General features: G+C 65.2%; 26 protein-coding genes and 1 tRNA gene. 12 read left to right on the top strand and 15 right to left on the bottom strand.

Annotated elements, in window-relative coordinates; translation table 11 throughout:
* The first annotated feature begins 46 nt into the window (after positions 1-46).
* Positions 47-1549, top strand: coding sequence for an ATP-binding protein (locus tag QSV46_RS04060; protein WP_314946777.1), 1503 nt, complete (start codon positions 47-49; stop codon positions 1547-1549).
* A gap of 28 nt (positions 1550-1577) precedes the next feature.
* On the opposite strand, the gene QSV46_RS04055 is transcribed toward QSV46_RS04060, so the two are convergent.
* From QSV46_RS04055 to QSV46_RS04015, 9 genes are all read right to left on the bottom strand, one after another.
* The gene (locus QSV46_RS04055; protein ID WP_314946775.1) at positions 1578-2654 is read right to left on the bottom strand and encodes a HoxN/HupN/NixA family nickel/cobalt transporter; all 1077 of its coding nucleotides are present in this window, start codon (positions 2652-2654) and stop codon (positions 1578-1580) included.
* Between the two features lie 225 nt (positions 2655-2879).
* On the bottom strand, positions 2880-3620 hold the full coding sequence (locus tag QSV46_RS04050; protein ID WP_314946771.1) for an ABC transporter ATP-binding protein: 741 nt from the start codon (positions 3618-3620) through the stop codon (positions 2880-2882).
* Positions 3617-4465 (bottom strand): ABC transporter ATP-binding protein, encoded by an 849-nt coding sequence (locus tag QSV46_RS04045; protein WP_314946768.1) that lies wholly within the window; start codon positions 4463-4465, stop codon positions 3617-3619. The genes QSV46_RS04050 and QSV46_RS04045 overlap by 4 nt, the downstream gene beginning before the upstream one ends.
* The gene (locus tag QSV46_RS04040) at positions 4465-6288 is read right to left on the bottom strand and encodes an ABC transporter permease (RefSeq protein WP_314946765.1); all 1824 of its coding nucleotides are present in this window, start codon (positions 6286-6288) and stop codon (positions 4465-4467) included. Before QSV46_RS04040 ends, QSV46_RS04045 begins: the two co-directional genes overlap by 1 nt.
* A gap of 53 nt (positions 6289-6341) precedes the next feature.
* The gene (locus QSV46_RS04035; RefSeq protein ID WP_314946763.1) at positions 6342-7499 is read right to left on the bottom strand and encodes an ABC transporter substrate-binding protein; all 1158 of its coding nucleotides are present in this window, start codon (positions 7497-7499) and stop codon (positions 6342-6344) included.
* A gap of 60 nt (positions 7500-7559) precedes the next feature.
* On the bottom strand, positions 7560-8135 hold the full coding sequence (locus tag QSV46_RS04030; protein WP_314946760.1) for an alkylhydroperoxidase domain protein: 576 nt from the start codon (positions 8133-8135) through the stop codon (positions 7560-7562).
* The gene (locus QSV46_RS04025; RefSeq protein ID WP_314946759.1) at positions 8132-8746 is read right to left on the bottom strand and encodes a CMD domain protein; all 615 of its coding nucleotides are present in this window, start codon (positions 8744-8746) and stop codon (positions 8132-8134) included. The genes QSV46_RS04030 and QSV46_RS04025 overlap by 4 nt, the downstream gene beginning before the upstream one ends.
* Before the next feature lie 37 nt (positions 8747-8783).
* Positions 8784-9818 (bottom strand): putative FMN-dependent luciferase-like monooxygenase, encoded by a 1035-nt coding sequence (locus QSV46_RS04020; RefSeq protein ID WP_314946756.1) that lies wholly within the window; start codon positions 9816-9818, stop codon positions 8784-8786.
* Between the two features lie 150 nt (positions 9819-9968).
* Positions 9969-10751, bottom strand: coding sequence for a MetQ/NlpA family ABC transporter substrate-binding protein (locus QSV46_RS04015; protein WP_314946753.1), 783 nt, complete (start codon positions 10749-10751; stop codon positions 9969-9971).
* Between the two features lie 245 nt (positions 10752-10996).
* Here QSV46_RS04015 and QSV46_RS04010 point away from each other — a divergent pair, with 245 nt between their 5' ends.
* On the top strand, positions 10997-12784 hold the full coding sequence (locus tag QSV46_RS04010) for a peptide ABC transporter substrate-binding protein (protein ID WP_314946750.1): 1788 nt from the start codon (positions 10997-10999) through the stop codon (positions 12782-12784).
* A 460-nt stretch (positions 12785-13244) separates the two neighbouring features.
* On the opposite strand, the gene QSV46_RS04005 is transcribed toward QSV46_RS04010, so the two are convergent.
* Positions 13245-13406 carry a DUF2934 domain-containing protein gene (locus QSV46_RS04005; RefSeq protein WP_314946747.1) on the bottom strand — a complete coding sequence of 54 codons (162 nt, stop codon included), beginning with the start codon at positions 13404-13406 and terminating at the stop codon, positions 13245-13247.
* 953 nt (positions 13407-14359) lie between these two features.
* On the opposite strand from QSV46_RS04005, the gene QSV46_RS04000 reads away from it, so the two are divergent.
* The 3 genes from QSV46_RS04000 (at position 14360) to QSV46_RS03990 (ending at position 16231) form a co-directional block, all read left to right on the top strand.
* Complete coding sequence (locus QSV46_RS04000) at positions 14360-14794, top strand: very short patch repair endonuclease (RefSeq protein WP_314946744.1); 435 nt, start codon at positions 14360-14362, stop codon at positions 14792-14794.
* 215 nt (positions 14795-15009) lie between these two features.
* Entirely contained in the window at positions 15010-15633 is a 624-nt protein-coding gene (locus QSV46_RS03995) for an ATP-binding protein (RefSeq protein ID WP_314946741.1), read from the top strand.
* On the top strand, positions 15581-16231 hold the full coding sequence (locus tag QSV46_RS03990) for a hypothetical protein (protein ID WP_314946738.1): 651 nt from the start codon (positions 15581-15583) through the stop codon (positions 16229-16231). Before QSV46_RS03995 ends, QSV46_RS03990 begins: the two co-directional genes overlap by 53 nt.
* Here QSV46_RS03990 and QSV46_RS03985 read toward each other — a convergent pair.
* The 5 genes from QSV46_RS03985 to mnmA all read right to left on the bottom strand — a co-directional run bounded on the left by QSV46_RS03985 (position 16168) and on the right by mnmA (position 19461).
* Positions 16168-16590 carry a DNA cytosine methyltransferase gene (locus QSV46_RS03985; protein WP_314947866.1) on the bottom strand — a complete coding sequence of 141 codons (423 nt, stop codon included), beginning with the start codon at positions 16588-16590 and terminating at the stop codon, positions 16168-16170. The genes QSV46_RS03990 and QSV46_RS03985 overlap by 64 nt on opposite strands.
* A gap of 218 nt (positions 16591-16808) precedes the next feature.
* A tRNA-Met gene (locus QSV46_RS03980) sits at positions 16809-16885 on the bottom strand.
* A 271-nt stretch (positions 16886-17156) separates the two neighbouring features.
* Positions 17157-17513, bottom strand: a complete 357-nt coding sequence (locus QSV46_RS03975; protein ID WP_314946735.1) for a hypothetical protein — start codon at positions 17511-17513, stop codon at positions 17157-17159.
* A gap of 46 nt (positions 17514-17559) precedes the next feature.
* Complete coding sequence (locus QSV46_RS03970) at positions 17560-18198, bottom strand: class I SAM-dependent methyltransferase (RefSeq protein WP_314946732.1); 639 nt, start codon at positions 18196-18198, stop codon at positions 17560-17562.
* Between the two features lie 81 nt (positions 18199-18279).
* Positions 18280-19461, bottom strand: a complete 1182-nt coding sequence (gene mnmA, locus QSV46_RS03965) for a tRNA 2-thiouridine(34) synthase MnmA (RefSeq protein WP_314946730.1) — start codon at positions 19459-19461, stop codon at positions 18280-18282.
* 348 nt (positions 19462-19809) lie between these two features.
* On the opposite strand from mnmA, the gene QSV46_RS03960 reads away from it, so the two are divergent.
* From QSV46_RS03960 to fliN, 7 genes are all read left to right on the top strand, one after another.
* Positions 19810-21417 carry a flagellar hook-length control protein FliK gene (locus QSV46_RS03960; protein WP_314946727.1) on the top strand — a complete coding sequence of 536 codons (1608 nt, stop codon included), beginning with the start codon at positions 19810-19812 and terminating at the stop codon, positions 21415-21417.
* 13 nt (positions 21418-21430) lie between these two features.
* Positions 21431-22123, top strand: a complete 693-nt coding sequence (locus tag QSV46_RS03955) for a flagellar hook assembly protein FlgD (RefSeq protein ID WP_314946725.1) — start codon at positions 21431-21433, stop codon at positions 22121-22123.
* A 371-nt stretch (positions 22124-22494) separates the two neighbouring features.
* Entirely contained in the window at positions 22495-22770 is a 276-nt protein-coding gene (locus tag QSV46_RS03950; RefSeq protein ID WP_002714638.1) for a DUF1153 domain-containing protein, read from the top strand.
* Between the two features lie 192 nt (positions 22771-22962).
* Complete coding sequence (gene fliF / locus QSV46_RS03945; RefSeq protein ID WP_314946544.1) at positions 22963-24567, top strand: flagellar basal-body MS-ring/collar protein FliF; 1605 nt, start codon at positions 22963-22965, stop codon at positions 24565-24567.
* Positions 24568-24585: 18 nt separating this feature from the next.
* A complete protein-coding gene (fliG, locus tag QSV46_RS03940; protein WP_314946543.1) occupies positions 24586-25683 on the top strand; it encodes a flagellar motor switch protein FliG in 1098 nt (365 codons plus the stop codon).
* Positions 25683-26306, top strand: coding sequence for a FliH/SctL family protein (locus tag QSV46_RS03935; RefSeq protein ID WP_314946542.1), 624 nt, complete (start codon positions 25683-25685; stop codon positions 26304-26306). Before fliG ends, QSV46_RS03935 begins: the two co-directional genes overlap by 1 nt.
* 3 nt (positions 26307-26309) lie before the next feature.
* On the top strand, positions 26310-26660 hold the full coding sequence (fliN, locus tag QSV46_RS03930; RefSeq protein ID WP_270162588.1) for a flagellar motor switch protein FliN: 351 nt from the start codon (positions 26310-26312) through the stop codon (positions 26658-26660).
* Positions 26661-26713: the final 53 nt, after the last annotated feature.

Below are 26713 nucleotides of genomic sequence, written 5' to 3'. Positions count from 1 at the left end.
GGTTGATAAGCCGCTGTCCGCGAATGACAGGGACTTGAGTCGGGGCATGACGGTTGCGATCGAGATGGGGCAGACCACGGCAGGCGCCTCGGCGGCCATGGACCTCGAGGAGCTCCTGGCGACCCGCCTCCTGGTGCAGGGCAATTCGGGCTCCGGCAAGTCGCACCTCTTGCGGCGCCTGCTGGAACAGAGCGCGCCTTGGGTGCAGCAGGCCATCATCGACCCCGAAGGCGATTTCGTCACGCTGGCCGAGCGCTTCGGTCATCTGGTGATCGAGGCCGAGGACCACACCGAGCGCGGTCTTCAGGTCGCCGGCGAACGCGCGCGGCTGCATCGCGTCTCCACCGTGCTCAATCTCGAAGGCCTCGACGCAGAGAACCAGATGCGGCGCGCGGCGGCCTTCCTCGGCGGTCTGTTCGACGTCGACCGCGACCACTGGTATCCGATGTTGGTGGTGGTGGACGAGGCGCAGCTGTTCGCGCCGGCGGTTGCCGGCGAAGTCTCGGACGAAGCGCGCAAACTTTCGCTGGGCGCGATGACCAATCTGATGTGTCGCGGCCGCAAGCGCGGCCTTGCCGGCATCATTGCGACCCAGCGGCTGGCGAAGCTCGCCAAGAACGTCGCGGCGGAGGCCTCGAATTTCTTGATGGGCCGCACCTTCCTCGACATCGACATGGCGCGCGCCGCCGACCTGCTCGGCATGGAGCGGCGGCAGGCGGAAGCCTTTCGCGATCTCGAACGCGGACAGTTCATGGCGCTGGGACCTGCGCTGTCGCGGCGCCCCCTGCGTTTGAATATCGGACCGACCGACACTCACGCACGCAACTCGACACCGCGGCTGATGCCGCTGCCGGAAGCTGCACTCCAGGATATGCGCGCCGTGATCCTGGCCGCACCGCCGCCCGATGCCAGCCGCCCGCAGCGCCGGCCCGCGCCTGATCTGCTCGAACAGCTTCGCGCCGCGAACGCCGCCGCTCCGGAGATCCGGCCGGAAGTCGTCGAAGTGCCGGTCAGCGCCGAGGAGCTCGCGGAACGGCGCGAGCGCGTGGATCGTACGCTTCGCGCCGTGCTGGCCGCGCCCGATGCAGGCTTCCGCGCTGTCGGCGTGCTCTATCAGGAGTTCGTGGTTCGCTGCCGCATCGAGGGCCTCGGCGCGGCCGTGCCCGATCTGAACGAATTCCGTCGCATGCTGACGCGCGCACGCGCCGGGCTCGGCGCCGAGCATACCGAGGACGACGCCTGGCAGGAGGTGACGTTGCGCGCCTCGATCCTGCCGGACGACATGCAGGGCGTGTTCATGATGATCGCGCGCGCGGCGAAGGAAGGCTGGCCCTGCCCCGGCGACGCCGCGATCGCGCGCGCCTACGGCTCGCATTCACTGCGCCGGGCGCAACGCCTGCTCGGCTACATGGAGGAGCAGGGCCTGATCGTCTGCCAGCTCGACGGCGGCGGCCGCAGGATCGTGACGCTGGTAGAGCTCGCATGGGCGACCGCGCCGGGCGATCCCAACGGCGACGACCTGCCGGCAGAGAGCGCAGCTTCGGCTTGAGCCGACGGACTGGAGGCAGGCCTTTAACTCACGCTGCCTCGGTGGCATCGACGCCCACGAGCGCATCCGGCGCGCGCCGCGGCTCAGTTGCGAATATCCTGCGATAGAGCATGGCCGAAACCAGCCATGCGATCGCGAACAGCGCGATCACGGCAACGCCGACATTGACGAGCGACTCGTTGAGGCCGTCGACCAGCGTCCACACACCGCCGGACAGGCCGAGCCGGTCAGCGATCAGGCCGAGCGCCTCGATGCCGCCGATCAACAGCGCCACCGCAACGGAGGCGCCGGTGATGGTGAGGTTGTACCAGAGCTTTCGCAGGGGATCGACGAAGGCCCACCGATAGGCGCTGACCATCAGCGCGGAATCGGCGGTGTCGACCAGCGCCATGCCGGCGGCGAACAGTGCGGGAAAGACCATGACGTCGGCGAGCGATGCCCCAAGCGCGGCCTCGCTGGCGGAGATGCTGAGCAGGCCGATCTCGGTCGCGGTGTCGAAGCCGAGCCCGAACAGGAATCCGAGCGGGTACATATGCGCCGGCTTTGTCACCAGGCGGAACATCGGGCCGAGCAGCCGTGCCAGGAATCCGCGGTTCGCGAGCAGCGCATCGAGCTGCGCGGCGTCGTGGATGTCCTGCGCGCACGCGATCCGGAACGTCCGCCACAGGCCGGCGAAAATGACCAGATTGACGGCCGCGATCACCAGCAGGAACAGCGCCGACACCGACGTGCCGATGAAGCCGCCGATGTCCTTGAGCAGACTGTCGCCGCCGAGGCTGACCACGCCCAGTGCCAGCAGCATGGTCGCGACCACCACGACCGTGGAGTGGCCGAGCGCGAAATAGAGACCGGCGCTGCGCGGCGCATCGCCCGCCTGCATCAGCTTGCGCACGACGTTGTCGATGGCGGCGATGTGGTCGGCATCGACGGCGTGGCGGAGGCCGAACACCCAGGCCAGCAGCGCGGTCGCCATGACTGTCGGCCGGTCGCCGAATGCCGCGAAGGCCCAGGCCCATGCGGCGACGTTGGCGGCGATCAGCCCGCCGAACAGCATTGCCACACCAGGCTCGACCGCCCGCAAAGACCAGCTCGTCACGAAAATCATTCCGTCCGCACGTCCCATCGCGCCGCCGGTATGATATTTTCAGATAATGATCACACTGACTAGTCCCGGAAAAGATCGTCATGCCCGGGCTTGTCCCGCCTGCGCGGCAGAAGCCGCTTCGGCGAGGCGAAGGCCCGGGCATCCACGTTCTTCGTTCCGAGAGTTAACACGTGGATGGCCGGGTCAAGCCCGGCCATGACGATGGGGAGACGTCCGTACGTCGCCTTACGCCGCCTCGGAGCCGCCGAGGTAGGCATCGCGGATCCGGGGATCGTCCTTTAGCGCGCGCGCGGGGCCGGACAGCACGATCTTGCCGGTCTGGAGCACATGGGCTTCATGCGCAATCTCGAGCGCCAGACTGGCGTTCTGCTCGACCATGAACACCGAAACGCCTTCCTGGTTGATGGTGCGGATCAGCTCGAGCACCCGGTCGACATAGAGCGGCGACAGGCCCATGGTCGGCTCATCCATCACGATCATCCTGGGACGGCTCATCAGCGCGCGCGCCATCGCGACCATCTGCTGTTCGCCGCCGGAGAGCGAGCCGGCGCGCTGCGACAGCCGCTGGCCGAGCCTGGGGAACAGCGCGAGCATCTTGTCGAGATCCTGCGCGATCGCCTCACGGTCGTTGCGCACGAAGGCTCCCATCAAGATGTTTTCGCGGACGCTCATATCCGCGAACAGCCGTCGCGCCTCCGGTACCGAGGCGATGCCGCAGCGGACGATCTGCGGCGTGGTCAGCCCGATCAGCGAGGCACCGTCGAATGTCACCTCGCCAGAACGCGGCTTCACCAGGCCGAGAATGATCTTCATCGTTGTCGACTTGCCGCTGGCGTTACCGCCGAGCAGGCAGACGATGTGGCCGCGGCCGACAGTGATCGACAGGTCGAAATGGACCTGGGCCTGGCCGTAGAACGTGTTGACGATGGACAGCGCCAGCAGCGGTTCGGATGCGGTCGTCGTCATGCCGCGCTCTCCCTCTCCGGCGTCCCTGACAGGCGGTGGCCGAGATAGGCCTCGATCACCTTGGGATCGCCACGAACCTCTTCGCCCGGCCCTTCCGCGATCTTCTTGCCCTCGTCCATGACGATGACGCGGTCGGACAGACGCATCACCATCTCCAGCTTGTGCTCGATCAGGAGGATGGTCAGCCCTTCCGCCTTCAGCTCGGCAACGAGGCCCTGCATCTCCGCGGTCTCGGTCGGGTTCATGCCGGCGGTCGGCTCGTCGAGCAGCAGCAGGCGCGGCTTCAGCGCCAGCGCGCGCGCAATCTCGATGCGGCGGCGGTTGGCATAAGAGAGACTGTAGGCGGGCTGGTCGATCCGCGGCAGCAGCCGCTCGCCGAAGCGGGCGAGAATGACCTTGACGTCTTCGCGCAGCCGCTCCTCCTCAGCCCTGACGCTGGCGGGCCGCAGCAGTGCCAGGCCCAGCTCCAGCAGCGGGCCGATCACCGGCACGGCCGGCTTCACCGCACGCAGCCGCGTGTGGGCGCCGATCAGCACGTTGTCCATGACGCTGAGATTGCCGAAGACGCGGCCGAGCTGGAAGGTCCGCGCGATGCCGCCGGCCGCGAGCCGTTCCGGCGAAAGACCCGTGATGTCCTGTCCTGCGAAGGCGACATCACCCGCGTCAGGCCGATCAAGCCCGGTCACAAGATTGAACAGCGTCGTCTTGCCGGCCCCGTTCGGGCCGATGATGCTGACGAGATCGCCTTTGGCCAGATCGAGATCGACGCCGTCGACGGCGGTCAGGCCGCCGAAGCGGCGCGTCAGCCCGCGCAGTGACAGCATGGGCGTATGATCGTGCGCCATCAGATCGTCCCCAGCAGGCCCTGTGGCCGGAATCGCACCAGCAGCAGCAGCACGATGCCGTAGATCAGGATGCGGTACTCCGCCGCGATCCGGAAGACTTCCGGCAGGCCGACCAGCGCAACCGCGCCGACGACGGCGCCGACGACGTTGCCGAGACCGCCGAGGATGACGACGGTCAGCGCCAGGATGGATTGCTGCGTGTTGAAGGTCTCGTGGTTGATGTAGGAATAGAGATGCGCGGCGATGCCGCCGCTGACGCCGGCGGCGAACCCGCCGAAGATGAAGGCCAGCGACTTGTAGCGGTTCAGGCTGAGGCCATAGGAGCGCGCGGCAACGTCGTCGTCGCGGATGGCGCGAAAACTGCGGCCGAGATGCGAGCCGAGCAGGCGCCCCTGCAGCAGCGCCAGCACGACCATCACCGCGAAGCTGAACCAGTAGATCGACGTCGGGCTGATCAGATCGTAGCCGAACAGCGACAAAGGCGGGATGCCGGAGATGCCGATCGGACCGCGCGTGACGCTTTCCCAGTTCAGGATCACCAGCGACACGATCTCGCCGATCGCGAGCGTCGCGATCGACACATAGTGTCCGCGCAGGCGGAACGACGGCGAGATCAGCGCCGTGCCAAGCGCAGCGCTCATCAGGCCGCCGCCGACGATCGCAAGGCCAGCCGGAACGGAGAAATTCAGCGACAGCAGCGCCGAAGTGTAGGCGCCGATCGCGAGCAGAGCGGCGTGTCCGAGCGAGACCTGCCCGATCGTGCCGGCAACCAGCGTCAGGCTCAGCGCGAGCATGCCGAGCAGCCAGGCGTTGATCAGGGTCTGGAGCACGTAGAACGATACCGGAAACAGCGGCAGGATCGCGAAGACGCCGGCCGCAACGAGCAAGGCCCAGCGCGGAATGCGCACTGGACGGCTCGGCGCAATAAAAGTGCCGGTGAGCGGCTCCGGCGGCGCCTGCCGCGCGCTGGCGAACAGACCGTTGGGCCGCAGCACGAGCACCACCACCAGCAGCAGGAAGGCGAACAGGTTGCGGTAGCTGGTGCCGAACACGGCGACGCCGTAGCTCTCCACCAGCCCGAGCAGCAGGCTGCCGATCACGGCGCCGGGCACGTTGCCGGCACCGCCGACGACTTCGGCGACGACGCCCTTGAGCGTCGCCTGCAGGCTCATCGCGGTGTCGATCTGGTTGTAGTACATGCCGACCAGCAGGCCGGAGACCCCGCCGAGCGCAGCCGCAATGCCGAACACCGCTTGATTGACGCGGTTGACGTCGACGCCCATCTGCATCGCGGCGTCACGGTCCTGCGCGGTGGCGCGCACGGCCCAGCCGAGCTTGCTGTAGCGCAGGAACACGAATAGCAGCAGCGCGCTGGTGAGGCCGACACCGGCGATGAGCAGATCGAGCGGCCCGATGGTGCCACCGCCGATCTGGAAGCGGACATCGGGCAGCTGGCTCGGCAACGCGCGCGGATTTGGCGAGAAGGTCAGCATCACCAATTGATCGAGCACGAAGCTGATGCCGATGGTCGCGAGCAGCGGCGCGATGCGCACGGAGTTCTGCAGCGGCCGCAGGCCGAACCGTTCGATGATCAAGCCGACCAGCGCGGCTGTCACCGCGACCACGATGATGGTGAGCGGCAGCGGCGTATGCAGCTGCACCACCGCGACCCAGCCGATATAGGCGCCGACGAGGTAGATCGACCCTTGCGCAAAATTGATCAGCCGGCTGACGCCGAAGATCAGCGCAAGCCCGACTGCAACGAGGGCGTAGACATTGCCGACGATCAGCCCGTTGATCGTGTAGTCGAGCCAGGAAGACACGCAGCGTTCCTACTGAATGGAGAAAAGGCCGGAGCGGCGCTCCGGCCGTCATGTCAGGTCGGTTTGCCGTCCCACAGCGCGAACTGGCCTTTGCGGACGACCAGCTCGGCGTTCATGGCGCCCTTGACGCGGCGGCTCTCGACGTCGAACGTCGCCTTGCCGAAGATCACACTCGAGACGTCCTTCACTTTCGCGAAGGCGTCGCGGATGGCGCGGCGATCGGTGCCGCCGATCTTCACGACCGCCGCCGCCATGTTCATCGCGTCGTAAGAATAGGCGTTGAAGGCGTCGGGCTCCTGCCCGTTGTATTTCTTCTTGAAGCCGGTGATGAATTTCTGCACCTCGGGGCGCGGGTCTTCGGGGAAATAGCGCGTGCCGAGATGCACGTCCTCGACCGCTTCGCCGCCCAGCTCCAGGAATTTGGGCGAGTAGACCGAGCTTGCGGCGCAGATCGTCTGTTTCAAGCCGACCTGGCGCGCCTGGCGCGCGATCAGCGCACCGTCGGAATAGTATGAGATCAGGATCAGCCCGTCCGGACTGGCGTCACGCACGCGCACCAGGGTGGAGCGGAAGTCACGCTCCTCGGCGATGTAGCCCTCGGTCACCGCGACCTCGGCACCGTACTCCTTCGCGGCCTTGACGAAATAATCGCGGCTGGTGCGGCCCCAATCGGTGTTGAGGTGCAGCACCGCGAGCTTCTTCAGGTTGAGGCGCCTCACGGCATAGGATGCCAGCAGCGGCTGCTCGTCGGCCTGGCTGACCGAGGTGCTCCACATGAAGTCGCCGCCCTTGGTGAAGTCGGGATGCGAATTGGTGAAGCCGAATTGCACGAGGCCTCCGCGCTGATAGATCGGCGAGGCCGCCATCGAGGCGGGGCTCGAGAAGTCGCCGAGCTCCAGCACGATGCGGGGATCGGAGACGAATTTCTGCGCGATCGCCACCGACTGACGCGGATCGCTCTGGCTGTCTTCGAACTGGTAGGCGAGCTTCCGGCCGTTGATGCCGCCGGAAGCGAGGATCTCGTCAAGCGCGAGATCGAAGCCCTGCTTCCACTGCGTGCCGTATTGCGCGTTCGGCCCGGTCAGGGGACCGCTGACGCCGAGCAGGATCGGCTCGGAGGATTGCGCAAACGCGCCGCGCGAGAAGGCTGCGCCCGCCATCATGGCGGCGAGCGAGCCCTTGACCAGGGTACGGCGATCGATGTTGCTCATGTACGGCTCCATCCACTCAGGTGTTGAAACAAGCAGCAATTCTTGTGCCGGTGAGATTGCCTATTTCGAGGGCTCACCGAGTGACAGCATCAGCCGGTTGGCCCAGTTGAAGAACGAAGCGCCATTGATAACGTCGACGATCTCGGCGTCGTCGAGGCCGGCGCAGCGCAGCTCCGCGATATTGTCGGGGCCGAACGCGATCGGCGTCGCGGCCAATGCAACGGATGCCTTGACGACGGCATTCCAGCGCTCGCCGAGATCCGCATCAACGCCCTCGTCGAGCAGGCGCTGCACGTCATCGCGACGCTTGGAGTAGGTGCTGGCGAAGCGCGCATGCACGGAGGCGCAATAGATGCAGCCGTTGTAGCGCGAGGTCGCAGCCGCCGCGAGCTCGCGCTCGGCGCGCGGCAGGCCGTCGGCGACGTTGTAGAAGATGTCCTTGTCGGTCTTGGTGCGGGCTTCCAGCACCTCGGGATCGCGCACCAGCAGGCGGAAATAGTCCGATTTGGCACGGGAGCGGTCGACCAGGCCGGCGAAATGCCGCTCGGTCAGCTCAGCCTCGGGCAGCGGATCGATCCAGGAGACCCATCCGAGCTCGTCCTGGGTGAAGACGACCGGCGGATTGACGGTGCTCATGATGCAGCCTCCGATACGCTTGCCGCGGCGAGCGTACGCAGGCCGGTGACGACGCGCACCTGGAACGACAGGAACGCAACGATCTGGGACAACGTGACGATACCGGTGTTCGACCAGCCGGCGGCGAGCAGCGCCTTCATGTCGGCCGCGGCCGCATCGCGGGGGCGGAACACCAGCAGGTGGGCGTGCTCGAACGCGGCAACGAGCCGGGCGCCAAGCTCGGGCTTGCGCTCTGCGCTGACGCGATAGATCAAGCCGGCCTTGTTCTCGATCGACAGCGGGCCGGCCGGAAAGGCGCCGTAGGGGCCCGAGGTCTCGCCGCGCGCGATCTCGACTTCGATCGCCTCGACCAGCCGCGATCCATCGGCGGTCGCTGCGAGCTTGGCGCGGTAGAAGGCGGCCACATCGGGCTCGCGGTGAAGGCCGATCACGAAGAACGCGACTGCCGCGCGCTCCGACAGCGAAAAGTCACCCGCGTCGATCGGCTCGAACAGCGACAGATAGCTCTTCTGCGCGTTCTCGCGCGCCTGAAGGCGGCGCGCACGGATGGCGTCGAGCGCAGAGCCCGGCTCGATCCCGGCGAGCGTGTCGATGATATCTTCTGTTGCCATCATTCAGCCTCGTGCAACGCGATCATGTTCGTTCCGATCAGCCCGCCAGGGCCACATCGGGCGCCGTCCGGGTCCAGCCCAGCGCCGGCGCGACCTTCTCCGCGACCAGCTCGATCGAGCGCAGAATGTAGGGATGCGGGGCATCCACCGAATGCGCCTGGAAGACCAGATCGGTCACCCGCTCCAGCGTGGCATCGGCGCGAAGCGAGGCGATGACCTCATCGGCCGCGCCGACATGGGTGTCGAACGCATCGATCATCTCCTCCAGCGTCTCGCCCGGGGGAAGGTGGCCACCCTTCATGAATTGCGGCAGCGCGCGCCGCAAGCCGATGTCCGCAAGGCGCATCGCCTCGCGATGATCGTCGGCGACGAAGACGCTGCGCGAGGCCATGATGCGCGGCTCGCGCCCCGGCGGAAGCGCTTCGAGATAGGCATCGATGATCGGATTCTGAATCTCGGCGAGCGTGGCGCTCGGCGCGTCCTTGGACCGCGGCTGGGTGCGCGACAGCAGCAGGCCATCGCCCGCCTTGCCGGCGCGGGCGCCGCCGGCGACCGAGAACGTCGCCTGCCAGATCCGGCCGTCGAGCTGCGGCCGCTGCGGATAGAGCGTGTCGCCGCCGTCGAGCGGCTTGCCGGTCAGCGCGGCGCGGACGATTTCCAGATTGCGGGCAAAAATCTCGTTGCGCTGGGTGCTGTCGAGGCCAAAGGCGGCAAAGGCCGACGGATTGCCGCCGGTACCCACGCCGAGCTCGAAGCGGCCGTCGCAAAGCAGATCGAGCACCGCGGCGTCCTCCGCCACCCGCACGGCGTTCTCCAGCGGCAGGGTGACGATGCCGGTGCCGAGGCGGATGCGCGAGGTTCGGCTGGCGACGTAACCGAGGAACGTGAAGGGCGACGGCAGGCCGCCCTCGCGCTCGTGGAAATGGTGCTGCGCGATCCATGCGGAATCGAGCCCAACCTTCTCGGCGCGCACGATCTGCTCGGCCGCGAAGCGATATCGCTCGGCGGGCGGGGCTTCATCGAGCAGCCGCGTGAAGAAGCCAAGTCGTTTCAGGTTTGCAAAGCGTTTCATACGACCCCTGTCGGGCGAGGATGGCCACGGCCTCGATGATGTCGGTTGCCGCAGCGCCAGACAAGCGGGCATTGCGCAAGGCTGCCACCGCGAAGCCTGCCACGCCGCCTGTATTTCGCCCCGCCACTGGAGCTTGACTGGGCAGACTGCCTACCAGCTCGGCAGCACCGCGCCCTTGAACTTGGTCAGGACGAACTCCTTCACCTCAGGCGTGTGATAGCTGTCCACCAGCACCTTGACCCAGGGCTTGTCCTTGTCCGCCGCGCGCACCGCGATCAGGTTGACGTAGGGGCCCTTCGGGTCCTCGCGCAGGATCGGGTCCTTGACCGGATCGAGGCCCGCCTGGGTTGCGTAATTGGTGTTGATCGCGGCCGCGTCGACATCGTCGAGCGCGCGCGGCGCCTGTGCCGCGTCGACCTCGATGAATTTCAGCTTCTTCGGGTTCTCCGTGATGTCGAGCACCGTCGGCTTGAAGCCGGTGCCGTCCTTCAGCTTGATCAGGCCCTTGTCGCGCAGCAGCAGCAGCACGCGCCCGCCATTGGTCGGATCGTTCGGGATCGAGACCTTGCCGCCGGCGGGAATGTCGGCGAAGCTCTTGTGCTTCTTCGAATAGACGCCGATCGGGAAGTTCACGGTCAGTCCAACGGCCTCGATCTTGTAGCCGCGGTCGGCCTTCTGGTTATCGAGGTAAGGCTGGTTCTGGAACGAATTGGCCTGGATCTCGCCGGCATCGAGCGCGGCGTTCGGCACGACATAGTCGGAGAACTCGAGCAGCTGGATGTCGAGACCGTTCTTCGCGGCGATCGGCTTCACCGCCTCCAGGATCTGCGCATGCGGCCCCGGCGTCACGCCGATCTTGATGGTCTCGGCATTGGCTGCGGCCGACCAGGCGGCGAGCACGGTCGCGAGGATCAGGGGGAGGCGAAACGACATCTTGGGGTCTCCGAAAGTCTGCGGCAATGATGGGAACCGTATTCGCTTCTCCGCCCGGCGAAATCAATGAAATGGATATCCATATTTTCCGGCTGACGCGGACGAGGCTTCTCCGTTCGACCTGATGTGGGGAACATCGTCATTTCGCCGCAGGGCATCCCCGCCTCGCCGGCATTGCCGCCTCGCCCGTCATGAAACATGATAGGTGGCCGGCGACGATTTGTCTTCGACGTGGAGGTTATCCGATGAACGAGAACGAGATCCGCAAAGCCATCGCGGAGGTGAAGCAAGGCACGCTGTCGCGGCGCTCGTTCATCCGGACCATGGCGGCGGCGGGGATCGCCGCGCCGATCGCCAGCCAGATTCTGGTCTGGAACGACGTGGCGATGGCGGACGCCACGCTGCCCTACAAGCCGACCAAGGCCGGCGGCGGCGGCCCGCTCAAGCTTCTGTTCTGGCAAGCGCCGACCCTGCTCAATCCGCATTTCGCGAGCGGCACCAAGGACCAGATGGCCTCGCGCGTCTTCTTCGAGCCGCTCGCCGGCTGGGACAAGGACGGCAATCTCATCCCCTGCCTCGCGGCCGAGGTCCCGACCAAGGCGAACGGCGGCCTTGCGGCGGACGGCACCAGCGTGATCTGGAAGCTCAAGCAGGGCGTCAAGTGGCATGACGGCAAGCCCTTCACCGCCGACGACGTCGTCTTCACCTGGCAGTACGCCGCCGATCTCGCAACCGCGGCCTACACCACCGGTTCCTACAAGGACATCAAGGTCGAGAAGATCGATGATCACGCCGTCAAGGTGACCTTCAAGGCGCCGACGCCGTTCTGGGCCGATCCCTTCGTCGGCTCGGTCGGCCAGATCCTGCCGAAGCATCATTTCGGCGACTATGCCGGCGCCAAGTCGCGCGAGGCCCCGGGCAATCTGAAGCCGATCGGCACCGGCCCGTACAAATTCGTCGAGTTCAAGCCGGGCGACATGATCCGCGCCGAACGCAATCCCGACTACCACATCAAGAACCAGCCGCATTTCGACACCCTCGAAATCAAGGGCGGTGGCGACGCCGTGTCCGCGGCCCGTGCGGTGCTGCAGAGCGGCGAATACGACTATGCCTGGAACATGCAGGTGGAGGAGGAGATCCTCAAGCGCATGGAGGCGAGCGGCAAGGGCAAGGTCGACGTCACGGTGTCCGGCAACGTCGAGTTCATCATGCTCAACACGACCGACCCCTGGACCGAGGTCGACGGCGAGCGCTCCAGCGTCAAGACCAAGCACCCCTCGCTGTCCGATCCGGCGGTGCGGAAGGCCATCAACCTGCTGATCGACCGCGATTCGATCCAGAAGTTCATCTACGGCCGCGGCGGCGTCGCCACCGCGAGCTTCGTCAACCAGCCGCCGCAGTTCAAGTCCCGCAAGCTCAAATACGAGTTCGACGTCGACAAGGCGAACAAGATCCTGGACGAGGCCGGCTGGAAGAAGGGTGCCGACGGCATCCGCGAGAAGAACGGCAAGCAGCTCAAATACGTGTTCCAGACCTCGACCAACGCCCCGCGCCAGAAGACCCAGGCCATCATCAAGCAGGCCTGCCAGAAGGCCGGCATCGACATCGAGGTCAAGGCGGTCACCGCCTCGGTGTTCTTTTCCTCCGACGCCGGCAACCCCGACACCTACTCGAAATTCTATGCCGACATGCAGATGTACAACACCACGCAGCCGCAGCCCGACCCGGAGCGCTTCCTGAACCAGTGCGTGTCCTGGGAGATCGCGACCAAGGACAACAAATGGCTGGGCCGCAACAACTCACGCTATTCCGATCCCGAGGCCGACAAGGCCTACAAGGCCGCGCAGAACGAGCTCGATCCGGTCAAGCGCGCCGCGCTGCTGGTCAAGGTCGACGAGACCTTCTGCGAGGCCAACGTATTTCTGCCGCTGCTCTCGCGCCACATCGTCAATGCCGGCGTCAGCAACCTCATGGTCGACATTTCGGGCTGGGACGTCATCACGTGGAACCTGGCGGCGTGGTATCGGATATGAGAGCGGAAGCTCTCTCACCGTCGTCATTGCGAGGAGCCGTTGCGACGGTGGTGTGCGGGAGGTTCTGCAAAAGCTGAGCGGCTTCCCCGCCCTCACATCATCTTTTCCACAGTGTGCTCCAGGTCACAGCAGAATCACGCGCCGCCGCCTACAAACAAGAAGCATGGCCGCAAACAAGGTAACGGCGGTACGCATGAGGCTGGGACGACAATCAACAGCTACGGACCTTCGAAGCCGCTGGGGTGAAGACCCGGCGGCTTTTCTCTGTTGAGGCCGCCTCAGTGCCAGGTGGTATCCGGTTCGACGATCACGACCCTGGTTTCGGGGTCTTCGGCCGCGTTGCAGGTGCAAGGCATCCCCGCGCCGCAGCGGCAACCGCCCAGCTCTTCGCTCCAGGCCCGGAGCGGATGGTTCTCGCAGACCCATCCCAGCCCGAAGCAGAACGGGCACCTCTTGTCGGTCACAGCGTATCCGGCGTCCGCATGGGGTTCGACTTGTTCTGGTTGCGCAGCTCCTGCTCGGCCGCGTGCCAGAACTCGTCCTCGCGGCCCTCGGGCTTGCCGGCTTGCTCCCACAGCTCGTGCGCGCGTTCCCTGATCTCCTGCTCGGTCGGCTCAGGCATGGGCACCTCCTACCGAGAAGCCACGGCCCCGCCGGGGGGTATGGGGGGGCTTGGAGGCGGGGCCGTGCAGACCAGCCATCGGCGGCGACGCCGGCCCGCGGATTCAAGCCCCGATCATGCGCAAGAGTTCCTAACGCCGGAGGTCGCCAGGCGGTATTCATGTTGAGCGGTATTTTCGTGCTGGCTTCGATTTTCAAACAGCCGGCGCGCCTTCGCGTTCTCGCGGCGCGTTTCGCCCGAGCCTTGCTTTGTCTCGCCACCCTCGAAAGCCAAGAGGGCGCAGGGAAGGCCGGGTGCTGACCTCGCACCCGCGGTCCGCTGCGCGAAAGGATGCGCAAAGGAGACCGCACAGCAGCATACAGGTGGTGCCAATCACTCGGCCTTCCCTGCGCGATGGTCGGACGGCTTATGCCGTGCTCTCCCGGGAGCCGAGTTCGTTCTGGCCTCCCTCGCCCCGCGAATTGGATGATGCAGTCCACCCGGTTGGGCTCGCTCGCACCTTCGCGAAGACTTGACCGTAGCAACGACGGCCAGGACCACACGGTTTTGCCGTACGCGCGGCTCGCCATTTCGCCGCAGTATTCCCGGCCCTGTCGACGGAGCCGGAAACTTACAGACGAGACGAACCTGACAGCGCCGCTCGTCCGCACGCGGCCGCGAGCTCACAGGGACTACCCGCCCTGCCCGCACCTCTCATGCCGACGCTGCCGCGTCCACCGCAAGCCCGGCTCGCAATCAAGACGACAACGAGATCGCCCCTCAAGGATGAGCCGGGATGGGCGAGAGATACGCCAAAACCGAATTTCGGTAAAGCGGAATATTTTTGTGGGGAGGGGTTGACGGGGTGGCGAAACAGGGCGTGTTTTGCCCACAAGAAGCGCGATTCAACCTTTTTGCAGATCGGATCTGCCCTTCGCCGGTTGCATCAATAACGAGCGCCCCTTAGCGTCCGGATGATGGATAAGCTTTCGAAGATTCGACGGTCGGCAAACATGAAGGCAGTCCGTGGAAAGGACACAGCGCCCGAGATGGCCGTGCGCAGGGCGGCTCATGGATTGGGTCTACGCTTCCGTTTGCACCGCCGGGATTTGCCGGGGTGCCCCGATTTGATTTTTCCTCGATGGAAGACGGCTGTATTTGTCAACGGCTGTTTCTGGCATGGCCATCGAGGCTGCCGCCGGTCCAAAGTGCCGACCTCCAATGTTGAATTCTGGCGCAAGAAGTTAGCGGGGAATGTCAGGCGAGATCGCAGGAACTACGCCGCCCTCCAGGCGATGGGCTGGCACGTCGAAGTTATTTGGCAATGCGATATCGGCGATGAACTCGCCGCGATCGAAGCTGTCCGACGCATACCCACGTTGGCGCTCCCGCTTGGTCGGAGGCGATGAATTGCGACCGCTGCCCCTCCCCGTCCTGCCCGGAATTGGAATTAAGTATAAGTCGTCGACTGCCGCAGCCACAACGTCTCCTGGTTGTCGAGGCACGGTATTGCTCTTATGGTACGTTGTAACTGCGATTGGTCGGTGTTCCTTCCGCCGGATTCAAGGGCCTACTCATTTTGGCCCCAAGGCAAGGCTTGGAGCCATCCGCTTGCCGATTCGGAGTGGGCACTGCTCTTTTTCTCATTTCGGTTTTCCAACTCTCCATGATTGAAAGCATTGCTTTTCAGACGAAGGCCCGAACTCTCGACCATCTCGGACGTGAGCAGATCGCCGACTGCCCAACCGCCATCTCCGAACTGTGGAAGAACAGTTTCGACGCCTATGCACGTTCGGTCTACCTAGATATTTTTGACGGGGCAGAGCCAGTAGCCGCCGTTGTCGATGACGGTCACGGGATGAATCGTCGTGAGTTCGTCGACAAATGGCTCGTAGTGGGAACCGAGTCTAAGGCCGTCGATGGCCCAACTGACATCGAAGACCGTAACGGCTTGGACTTTAGGCCTAAACAGGGGCAAAAGGGCATCGGTCGCCTTTCCTGCGCGAATTTGGGGCCTCTTCTTCTTTTCGTGTCGAAGCGGCGCGACGAGGACTTTGTCGTTGCGCTGCTAGACTGGCGCCTATTTGAGAACCCATTCTTGAACCTCGCGGACGTCCGAATTCCCGTCGCCGACTTCTCCGGTAAGAGCGAACTCTTCAAGCTGCTGGGCAGACTGTTCGAACAATTGATGGAGAATGTCTGGGGAGGCGGCGACGACGCCGGACGCACGCAGCGTATCGGGGCTTGATGATCGCATTCAGCAGGCGGTCCAATCCTTGGCTCCTGCCAAGCCGCGCGAGTATGCGCAACGGCAAATCGCCAGAAGCGGCGCGATGATTTCGCGTCGACTGTCGAATTGGAAGAAAGCTATCGACGCTTTGCAAAAGGAGGAGTTCGAGCGCATCAGAAACCTCATAGAGCAGCGCAACAAGACTTTCTACGCGCAAGCAACGCCGATGCTAGATTCCCTCAACAGGCAGCAACTGTCGATTGGCAAGTTCGTAGAGACGATGGAACAACTTCGGGAGCGAATCGATGCTGAGAATGGGAACGTTTTCGAGCCCTACATTGGTGCACTAGAAAGCCTGCGCGAAAGCATCGACATTGAGAATCTCGCAAATTTTGGAATGGAAGAAGCAAGCGAGCTCCGGCAGGAATTGGACCGGTTAAATAGTCTTGCGCAACTCGGTATAGCTGTTGAGATCATCGGGCACGAGCTTGAGTCGTACGACGAAATGATCCGATCTGGACTGCGGCGACTTCCATTGGAAGCCCGCAGCACTCAAGCCGCGCGAGACATTGAATTCGGTTGTGAGGGCCTAAACGCTCTAACGAAATCAAAATAGGTGTGAATCAGGTGATTTCGCGGATCTTCGACCCCAGCGTCGTTGATCCGATGTATCGAAAATCCCTGGCATGGCGGACCTCCGAGAAGGAGATCGCAGATGTTGTCTTGATCGAAATGCCTGCGTGCCAACGCACGCGGAGACATTTCAGTTATGTCTCCCTCTTCCAAGACGGTTTTTCGACGACGGAAATTGTACCTGTAAGTGGTGCATGCATGCTTGTCTCGCTCAATGGCGAGCTTCACCGTAAGACCCGCGCGATGAGCAGCGAGCGAAAAGCCACCCGCGCCTGCGAACAGGTCGATGCACGCCAACGGCGACTGCCCGCTGGAGTGTTTCCCCTTCTTCACGACTCCCATAATGGCTTTGCGACCCTGGATCGCCACGCAGTTCATCTGTGATGGAACCTATAGCGGCTCCCGCCGCCGCTCAAAAGCGAAGTGACCAACAAATCAGGGGGAAACCTAGCTCAACGGGACGGTCGTTGCTTGGCAAGCCGTTGGCGAACAGACCAGAGGTCGCCAAGGATACAGACGCTACAAATCTGCGCGTTCGAGACCAATGCGCTGCAGACAATTGGTAGCGGGAGAGGGACTCGAACCCCCGACCCCAGGATTATGATTCCCGTGCTCTAACCAGCTGAGCTACCCCGCCACAGGGTCGCGAGCGGCTGTGACGGCCGATCTCGCGAACGCGCGGCATATAAGGAAGGGGGCGGCGGGCTGTCAATCCGCCTTCGCTAAAGCTTCGGCGCGACAAGGCGCGGGAGGGTGGAAAAGTGGCCGATTTCGGCACCGCATTCACGCGTTTTTCGAACACCAGACTCGTGGAGAGTCCCCCTCACCCGGAATCCGCGCCATGCGCGGATTCCGGCCTCTCCCCGCAGGCGGGGAGAGGCGAAGAAGGGCGCTTGCGCGAAAATCTCTTATTTCGGCCTGACCGTGGGGTCGCCGCCGGGGCTGCCGGGGGGCGGGATCACCGGGGTGTTGCCGCCGGTCTCGGGGGCCGGGGCATGCATGTCGGGGTCGACGCCGGGGGGCGGGCAGAGCACGCCTTCGGACTTGGCCAGCTTATCGCCGAGCGGTTCCCGGGACTGGCCGGTGGTGGTGCCGTCGGGCGCGGTGGTCAGCCGGTCCGAGGGGGCGCAGCCGGCGGCGCGTTGCGGGGATGGCGGCGCGGTCGCTTGCGGCGGCGTCGCCGGGGCGGGCGGGGCCTGCGCGATCGCACTGCCGGAGGCGGCGATCAGGAGGCCCGCTAAAATGATGCTTGATGTCGTGCGCATGGGAAGGGAACGCGCGGGGCACGCGCCCTGTTCCCGCCCCCGAACATTACGATTTGACGTAGCGGATCAGCGAAAAGTGCCCCATCGGCGGCATCGGACGACGCTCGGCCAGCGTGATGCCGCCGTGCCTGGCGGCCCAGTTGACGAGGCGGTCCCAGGGGAATTCAGGGCGCCAGCCGAGGCGGCGGGCTACGGGTGCGAAGGCGAGCTCGAACAGTTTGCGCGGGCCGCTCTCGGCGCCGATGTGGTTGACCAGGATCAGCTCGCCGCCGGGCTTCAGGACGCGCACGAACTCGTCGAGCGTGCCTTCGGGATCGGGTACGGCGGTGATGACATATTGCGCGACCACCGCGTCGAAGAAATTTTCCGGGAAGGCGAGGTTCTTGGCGTCCATCACCGAGAGCACCTCGACATTGGACAGCCGCAAGCTCCGCACCCGCGATTGCGCCTTGCGCAGCATCGGCTCGGAGATGTCGACGCCGCAGATTTTCGTGGTGCGCGAATAGTCGGAGAGCGAGAGACCGGTGCCGACGCCGACGTCGAGGATGCGGCCGCCGATGCGGTCGGCCTCGGCGATGGTCGACTGCCGTCCGGCGTCGAACACCTTGCCGAACACGAGATCATAGACCGGCGCCCAGCGGCCATAGGCCTTCTCGACCCCGGCCCGCGAGATGTCTGCTGCCATGCCCCCCCTGCCCCAGCTTAGCTTTTTGTTTTGCGCATGATCTGGTCGGAAAACCGCTTCACACTCTTCCGGATCATGCGCTCAGCCGCGTACCGCTTCCACCAGCGGCCTCGCTGCGTTGCCCGCGACCTTCGCGGCGGCGCTCTGGATGAAGCCGCCGCCGAGCACGCGGGCCTGGCCTGATGGTGCGTCGTAGAACACGCAGGCCTGGCCGGGCGAGACGCCCTCCTCGCCGGCGACCAGCTCGACCTCGTAATGGCCGCCTCCGCCGCGCAGCCACGCCGGCTGCGGACTGCGGGTCGAGCGCACCCGCACGAACATCTCGAGGCCGCCTCCGATGGCACGGTCGATGTCGCCGTCGCCGATCCAGTTGACGTCGCGCAAGCTGATGCGGTGCATCTTCAAGGCATCGCGCGGGCCGACGACGACGCGGCGGCCCGGGGCATCCAGCCGCACCACGAACAGCGGCGCAGCGGCTGCGATGCCGAGGCCGCGGCGCTGGCCGACGGTGAAATTGGCGATGCCGTTGTGCCGGCCGAGCACGCGTCCGTCGAGATCGACGATATCGCCGGGATCCATCGCGTTCGGCCGCAGGCGGGCGATGATGTCGGTGTAGCGGCCCGTGGGCACGAAGCAGATGTCCTGGCTGTCGTGCTTGTCGGCAACGGCAAGACCAAAGCGGCGCGCGAGCTCGCGCGTCTCCGGCTTGGTCATGTCGCCGAGCGGAAAGCGTAAGTAGTCGAGCTGCTCCTGCGTGGTCGCGAACAGGAAATAGCTCTGGTCGCGATCGGCGTCGGCCGCGCACACCAGCGCGCGCGAGCCGCTGGCCAGACGGCGCGAGGCGACGTAATGGCCGGTGGCGAGCGCCTGCGCGCCGAGCTCGCGCGCGGTCTTCAGGAGGTCGCGGAATTTGACGCTGCGGTTGCACTCGATGCAGGGCACCGGTGTTTCGCCGAGAGCGTAGGAGTCGGCGAAATTGTCGATGACGGACTCGCGAAAGCGGTCCTCGTAGTCGAGCACGTAATGGGGAATGCCGAGCTTGGCGGCGACGTCACGGGCGTCGTGGATGTCCTGGCCGGCGCAGCAGGCGCCCTTGCGATGGGTCGCGGCGCCATGGTCGTAGAGCTGCAGCGTGATGCCGACGACGTCGTAGCCCTCGGCCTTGAGCAGCGCAGCCGTCGTCGAGGAATCGACGCCGCCCGACATGGCAACGACGACCCTGGTGTCCTCAGGACGGCCTTCGAGATCCAGACTGTTGAGCATGGGCCTTAAGGTTGTGACGGCGGCGTGCGGCGATGCCGCGTTTCCTGGGCCTTCTTACGGGACATCGGCGGTCCCCGGGAACCTTGGTTCCGCGGGTGGCACGACGGCCCGGTCGAAAGCGGCTGAAAGCGCCTCTTTAATATAGGCCGCATTCCGGTGAAGCAATCACGCGGGCGTCCGGCTGAGGGCAATTCTTGCCGGGGAGGCAGAAATGGCGGGGTCGCGGAGGGCCTCGCGGGGCCGACCGCGATTCGTCAGAGACTGATTTTACTCGATAAAACGTCCAAACACAGGGCTGGCCCGCTCCTTGCTACCTCATGAACCGAAGATGTTTCCAAGAGGTTTTCCGTGGTCGGTCGGACGTCAGACGTAGCAGCCAGCGTGCAGGTCCAGAGCGCGCAGCAGAAGCCTGCCAGGTCGCAGAGCGCGAAGGACACCTCCGCCAACGATTCCTTCGGCTCGCTGGTCGACAGCAACACCCAGGCGATCGGCAACAGCGCGCCATCGCAGGACACCGCGCCGCGCCGGACCGATTCGTCGTCGTCCGCCTCGGACAAGAGCCCGCGCGAGACCTCCACCGACCCCTCCCCGCAGAGCAGGGCGAGCGAGGACACCGGCAATTCCGCGTCCGCCAAGAACGATGGCAAGGACGATACCAAGAACGATGCGACGGCCGATTCGGCCAAGCCCGACAAGGCCAAGGACAAGTCCGAGACGTCCGAGGCCAAATCGGCGGACAAGCCGGACGAGACCAAGGGCGACAAGACCACCGACGGCCTCGCCGCCGTCGATGCCGCCGCAACCGCGCAACTCGACCCGGCGCAGACCGCCGTCCCCGACCCGAACGCGGTCGTGGTTGCCGTTCCGGTCGTGCCCGTCGATCCGACCACGGCCGCGAGTCAGGCCACCGATGCGGCCTCCTCCCCGCTGACGATTGCCGCCGCCGGCCTCGCGGCCAGCGCTTCCACCGCGGCGCAGATCGCAGGCGGCAAGACCGACACCGCCACGGCGAGCGACAAGAGCGCCAACACTGCCGCGGCCAAGGTCGATGCCGGTACCTCGGCAACGCTGGGCGATACCGCCACCGGCACCACTGACGGCACCGCGACCGATGCCAAGACCAATGGCGGGCTGATCGCCGCGGTCGACCAGGGCACGCCAAAAACCTCGTTCAAGGCCGTCGCGACCGCGCAAGGCCACACCGACGTCTCCAATATCGGCCAGGACGCCGGCAAGGCCAACGCCGCGCAGGCTCCGGTCACGACCGCCAACACCGCACAGGCGCAAGAGGCAAAACCGACGGCCGATTCCGGCACCATCGATGCCAAGACCGATGCGAAGGCCGGCGCCACCGACGCGACCCCCGCTGCTACGGCCACGCATGCCCATGCGGGCGCACAAGCCGTCGCGACGCAGCCCGACACCAGCGCGCAGGCCGCTTCCGCGATTCAGGCGCCGCTGACCAATGCGACGTCGACGGCCTCCGCCTCGACCGCGACGCTCACCGCGACGGCGGCAACCTCCAATGCCGTGCCGATCAGCGGCGTGCCGATCGAGATCGTGGCCGCCGCGCGCGCCGGCAAGACGCGGTTCGACATCAGCCTCGACCCGGTCGACCTCGGCCGCATCGACGTCCGCGTCAATGTCGACCGCAACGGCCAGGTCACCTCGCACCTCACGGTCGAGAAGCCGGAGACGCTGGCGATGCTGAAGCAGGACGCGCCGCAATTGCAGCGCGCGCTCGACGATGCCGGCCTCAAGACCGGCAGCAACGGGCTGTCCTTCAGCCTGCGCGACCAGAATTCATCGGGCCAGAACTCCGGCCAGAACAACGACAATGGCGGCAATGCCCGCCGGCTGATCATCAGCGAAGACGACACCGTTGCCGCCGCGCCCGTCGGGCGCGGCTACGGCCGCATGCTCGGATCGAGCGGCGGCGTCGACATCAGAGTGTGAGGAGTATTCGAACATGGCCACCACGAATGCCGCCACCGCCCCGTCCGTCGTCTCCGGCACGACCGACCTGCCGAAATCCTCCACGTCGAGCACGGGCTCGACGCTTGCGGGCAATTTCCAGACCTTCCTGACGCTGCTGACGACGCAGCTGCAGAACCAGAACCCGCTCGATCCGCTCGACACCAACCAGTTCACCCAGCAGCTGGTGCAGTTCGCCGGCGTCGAGCAGCAGCTCAAGACCAACGATGCGCTGGCCCAGCTCGTCACGCTGCAGCAGACCACGCAGGCGACCCAGGCGCTCGGCTTCGTCGGCAAGACCGCCCTGGTCGACGGCTCGACCGCGAGCATGACGAAGTCGTCGGCGACCTGGCATCTCAACGTGCCCTCCGACTCGACCGTCGACATCACCATCGCCAATGCCAGCGGCCAGACCGTGTTCACCGGCAAGTATACCGCCGCCGCCGGCGCCGACATTCCCTTCACCTGGAACGGCATGGGCAATGACGGCACGCAATGGCCCGACGGCAAGTATACGATCTCGGCCACCGGCAAGGACGTCGCGAACAACAATGTCGGCATCGCCGCCCAGGTGCAGGGCGTGGTGTCGTCGGTCGACCTGACCCAGTCGCCGCCGCTGCTCACCATCGACGGCGCCAGCTACACGCTGAGCCAGGTCAAGAGCATCATCGCCACCAGCAGCAATTAAGCTCGGGCACGAGCCACATATTCAGTGTCATCCCCGCGAAAGCGGGGATCCATGACCACAGGAAGTCGTTTTCGCGTGAGGTCGTAACCCCGAATTTTCGCCAAACTCCTCCCTGGGGTTATGGATCCCGGGCTCGCGCTCCGCGCGCCCCGGGATGACAATCGAGCCCGCTTACTCGCTCCATTCGTTAGCAAAGTCTTTACGAAGTCCCCCTCGACCGGCCCGGATGCCATCGTCCCGCCGGCCGAGACGCCCGCGTTCCAGCCATTTTCAACGAGAATTGTATTGAAGCCTTAGGCTTAGCGGATTTTTAAGCCGCCGCGCGTAGGGTCATGGCGTGAGTTCAGTGGTTGAGAGTTTGTGAGTACGCCATGACAGAACCCCATCGCCCGAGGGTAAAATACGTCATCGGGCCGGACGGCAGTCCGCTGACGATCGCTGATCTGCCTGCACCCGGCACCAAACGCTGGGTCATCCGCCGCAAGGCCGAGGTCGTCGCCGCCGTGCGTGGCGGACTTCTCTCCCTCGAGGAGGCCTGCAGCCGTTACACCCTGACGGTCGACGAATTCCTCTCCTGGCAGTTTTCCATCGACCAGCATGGTCTGGCGGGTCTTCGCACCACGCGTATCCAACAGTATCGCCAGTAGGCAATCCGGAAATCTGCGGCTTTTGACGAAAATCGGCCTCGCCCTGCGAGGCCGATTTTTCTCATGTCTGCTTTTGGCGCGACTTTTGTCCCAGCTCTTAACCTTCGTTAACCATATCGAAACCATCACCTAGGCAATAATTGCCCAGTCGGCCGTTCCCGTGAACGCGGCCGAATCTGTTGGGGCGGTTGCTTGCAAGGTCTTGCGGACTTTCTGAAAAGTATCGGCGCTGCCCGGTTCGGGGCGATGATCGCGGTCACCGCCGCGCTCATCGGCTTTTTCGCGTTCGTCATCATGCGCGTCACCACGCCGCAGATGACGACGCTGTTCACCGATCTCTCGGTCGAAGATTCCTCGGGCATCATCAAGGACCTGGAGCGCCAGGGCATCCAGTTCGAGATCCGCAATGAGGGCAGCATCATCATGGTGCCCAAGGACAAGGTCACCCGCCTGCGGATGAAGCTCGCCGAGGGCGGCCTGCCCAAGGGCGGCGGCGTCGGCTACGAGGTGTTCGACAAGTCGGACGCGCTCGGCACCACCTCCTTCGTCCAGAACATCAACCATCTGCGCGCCCTCGAAGGCGAGCTCGCCCGCACCATCCGCGCCATCGACCGCATCCAGGCCGCCCGCGTCCATCTCGTGCTGCCCGAGCGCCCGCTGTTCTCGCGCGAGGCGCCGCAGCCGTCGGCCTCGATCGTGGTGCGGGTCCGCGGCGCGCTCGAGGCCCAGCAGATCCGCGCCATCCGCCATCTGGTCGCGTCCGCCGTCAACGGGCTGAAGCCGCAGCGGGTCTCGATCGTCGACGAAGCCGGCCAGCTTCTCGCCGACGGCGCCGCGACCGATCCGGAGCAGGCGGTCGGCGACGAGCGCCGCATCGCCTTCGAGAAGCGGATGCGCAAGCAGGTCGAGGACATCGTCTCCTCGGTGGTCGGCTCGGGCCGCGCCCGCGTGCAGCTCTCGGCCGATTTCGACTTCAACAAGATCACCCAGACCTCGGACAAGTTTGATCCCGAGGGCCGGGTGCTGCGCTCGAGCCAGACCCGCGAAGAGCAGAGCATGACCGCCGACAACAACGGCCAGGTCACCGTCAACAACGAGCTGCCCGGCAACCAGCAGAACAGCGGCCCGGCGGCGAAGGACCAGAGCAAGAAGACCGAAGAGACCAACAATTACGAGATCTCCCGCACCACCAAGACCGAGGTGACCGAAGCCGGCCGGGTCAACCGCATCTCGGTCGCGGTGCTGGTCGACGGCATCTATTCCAAGAACGAAAAGGGCGAGCTCGGCTATCAGGACCGCACCAAGGAGCAGCTCGACCGCATCTCCGCGCTGGTGCGTTCGGCGATCGGCTTCGACCAGAAGCGCGGCGACCAGGTCGAAGTCGTCAACCTGCGCTTTGCCGACGCGCCCTCCACCGCCGCGATCGGCGAGCCCTCGGGGTTCCTCGGCATGCTCCAGTTCACCAAGGACGACGTCATGTACTTCGTCGAGCTCGGCATGATGATGCTGCTGGGCCTCGTCGTGCTGTTCCTGGTGATCCGTCCGCTGGTCCGGCGCATCCTCGCTTCCGACGAGGTCGCCGCCGCCATCTCCGGCGTCCTCACCGGCCCGGCCGCCTCGGAAGAGGCGCCGTCCCAGCCGCTGCTGCCGAGCGGCGCCGCGAGCGCGATCGACGTCGCCACCGTGCAGGGTCAGGTCCACGCCCAATCCGTTCATCGCGTCGGCGAGCTCGCCGAGCGCAACCCCAACGAGACCGTCGCCATTGTCCGCCAATGGCTGAGCGAGTCCGCAAAGTAAGACGAGACGAGGACTGACATGGCCGCCGCATTGCAAAACGCCAACAGCAACGACATCACCAGCGTGATCTCCACGCTCGGTCAGCGTGCCAACACCCGGGCCAAGGACGGCAAGCCGGCCGAGCAGCTGACCGGACCGAAGCGCGCCGCGATCCTGATGCTCGCGCTCGGCGAGCAATATGGCGGCAAGATCTGGGGACTGCTCGACGACGACGAGGTGCGCCAGCTCTCGCTGGAAATGTCGACGCTCGGCACCGTCGAGGTCGACACGGTCGAGGACATGCTGCTCGAATTCGTCTCGCGCATGTCGGCCTCGGGCGCGCTGATGGGCAATTTCGACGCCACCGAGCGGCTGCTGCAGCAATATCTGCCGCCGGAGCGCGTCAACGGCATCATGGACGAGATCCGCGGCCCCGCCGGCCGCAACATGTGGGAGAAGCTCTCCAACGTGCAGGAAGAGGTGCTCGCCAACTACCTCAAGAACGAATACCCGCAGACCATCGCGGTGGTGCTGTCGAAGCTGAAGCCGGAACACGCCGCGCGCGTGCTCGGCATCTTCCCCGAGGACCTCGCGCTCGACGTCGTCAACCGCATGCTGAAGATGGAGGCGGTGCAGAAGGAGGTGATCGAGAGCGTGGAGAAGACCCTGCGCACCGAGTTCATGTCCAATTTGTCGCAGACCCGCCGCCGTGACGCCCACGAGGTGATGGCGGAAATCTTCAACAATTTCGACCGCCAGACCGAAACCCGCTTCATCACCTCGCTGGAAGAGGACAACCGCGAATCGGCCGAGCGCATCAAGGCGCTGATGTTCACCTTCGACGACCTCGTGAAGCTGGATTCCGGCTCGGCCCAGACGTTGATGCGCAACGTCGACAAGGACAAGCTCGGCGTCGCGCTCAAGAGCGCCAACGAGGACGTCCGCAACTTCTTCTTCGGCAACATGTCCTCGCGCGCGGCAAAAATGCTCCAGGACGACATGGCGGCGATGGGCCCGGTGCGTCTGCGCGACGTCGACGAGGCCCAGGCACTGCTGGTCAACCTCGCCAAGGACCTCGCCGCCAAGGGCGAGATCATGCTGACCAAGAACCGCGCCGACGACGAGCTGGTGTATTGATGGGCGCTCCGGCCAAATTCCTGTTCGACACCGACTTCGCGGCGCCCGAGCGGTCGCCGCGCGAGAAGGCTGCGACCGCGGCCGAGATCGCCCAGAAGGTCGCGGAAGCCGAAGCGCGCGCCTATCAGGACGGCTTTGCCGCCGGCCAGCGCGAAGCCAAGGCCGAGAGCGACCGCCGCGTCGCGCTCGCGATGGAAGAGATCAATATCGGCATCCGGGGCATTGCCTCCGGCATCGGCAACATCGAAACCAAGATGGAGACCGAGGCGGTCGACGTCGCCGTCGCGGTGGCGCGCAAGCTGTGCGCCGACCTGGTCGCCGCCGAGCCGCTCGGCGAGATCGTCGCGCTGGTCAAAGACTGCTTCTCGCATCTGGTGGCGACGCCGCATCTCGTCGTCCGCATCAACGACGCGCTGTACGACAGCGCGCGCGAGAAGATCGAGCGGCTCGCCAAGCAGAGCGGCTTCGAGGGCCGGCTGGTGATCCTCGCCGAGCCTGACATCGCCACCGGCGACTGCCGGATCGAATGGGCCGATGGCGGCGTCGTGCTGGAGCGCGGCGCCATCGCGGCCAAGATCGACGAAATGGTCGGACGCTACGTCGCGTCCCGCAGGGGGAGCTAAGCCATGAGCGACACCGACGGACAGGTCCCGCTGCCCGATCTCAACGGCCCGATGCCGCCTGCCGGCACCGATGTCGGCTACACCGAGGACGAATATGCGGCCCGCGCCGCCGCCGACCTAGAGGCCGTGTTCGACGTGCCGGTGCAGGTCTCGGCCGTGCTCGGCCGCTCCAAGATGGACGTCAGCGAGCTGTTGAAGCTCGGACCCGGCACCGTGCTCGAGCTCGACCGACGCGTCGGCGAGGCCATCGACATCTACGTCAACAACAAGCTGGTCGCGCGCGGCGAGGTCGTCCTGGTCGAGGACAAGCTCGGCGTGACCATGACCGAAATCATCAAGACCGAACGCGCGTAAAGCGAAGACAGGGAATGACGCGCGGCAGCGCGACCAGACGGACAGGAGACTGA

Source organism: Bradyrhizobium cosmicum, from assembly GCF_032290525.1.
Lineage (GTDB): Bacteria > Pseudomonadota > Alphaproteobacteria > Rhizobiales > Xanthobacteraceae > Bradyrhizobium > Bradyrhizobium cosmicum_A.
Note: the sequence above shows the minus strand (reverse complement) of the source record. Positions and strands in the feature narration are given on the sequence as shown.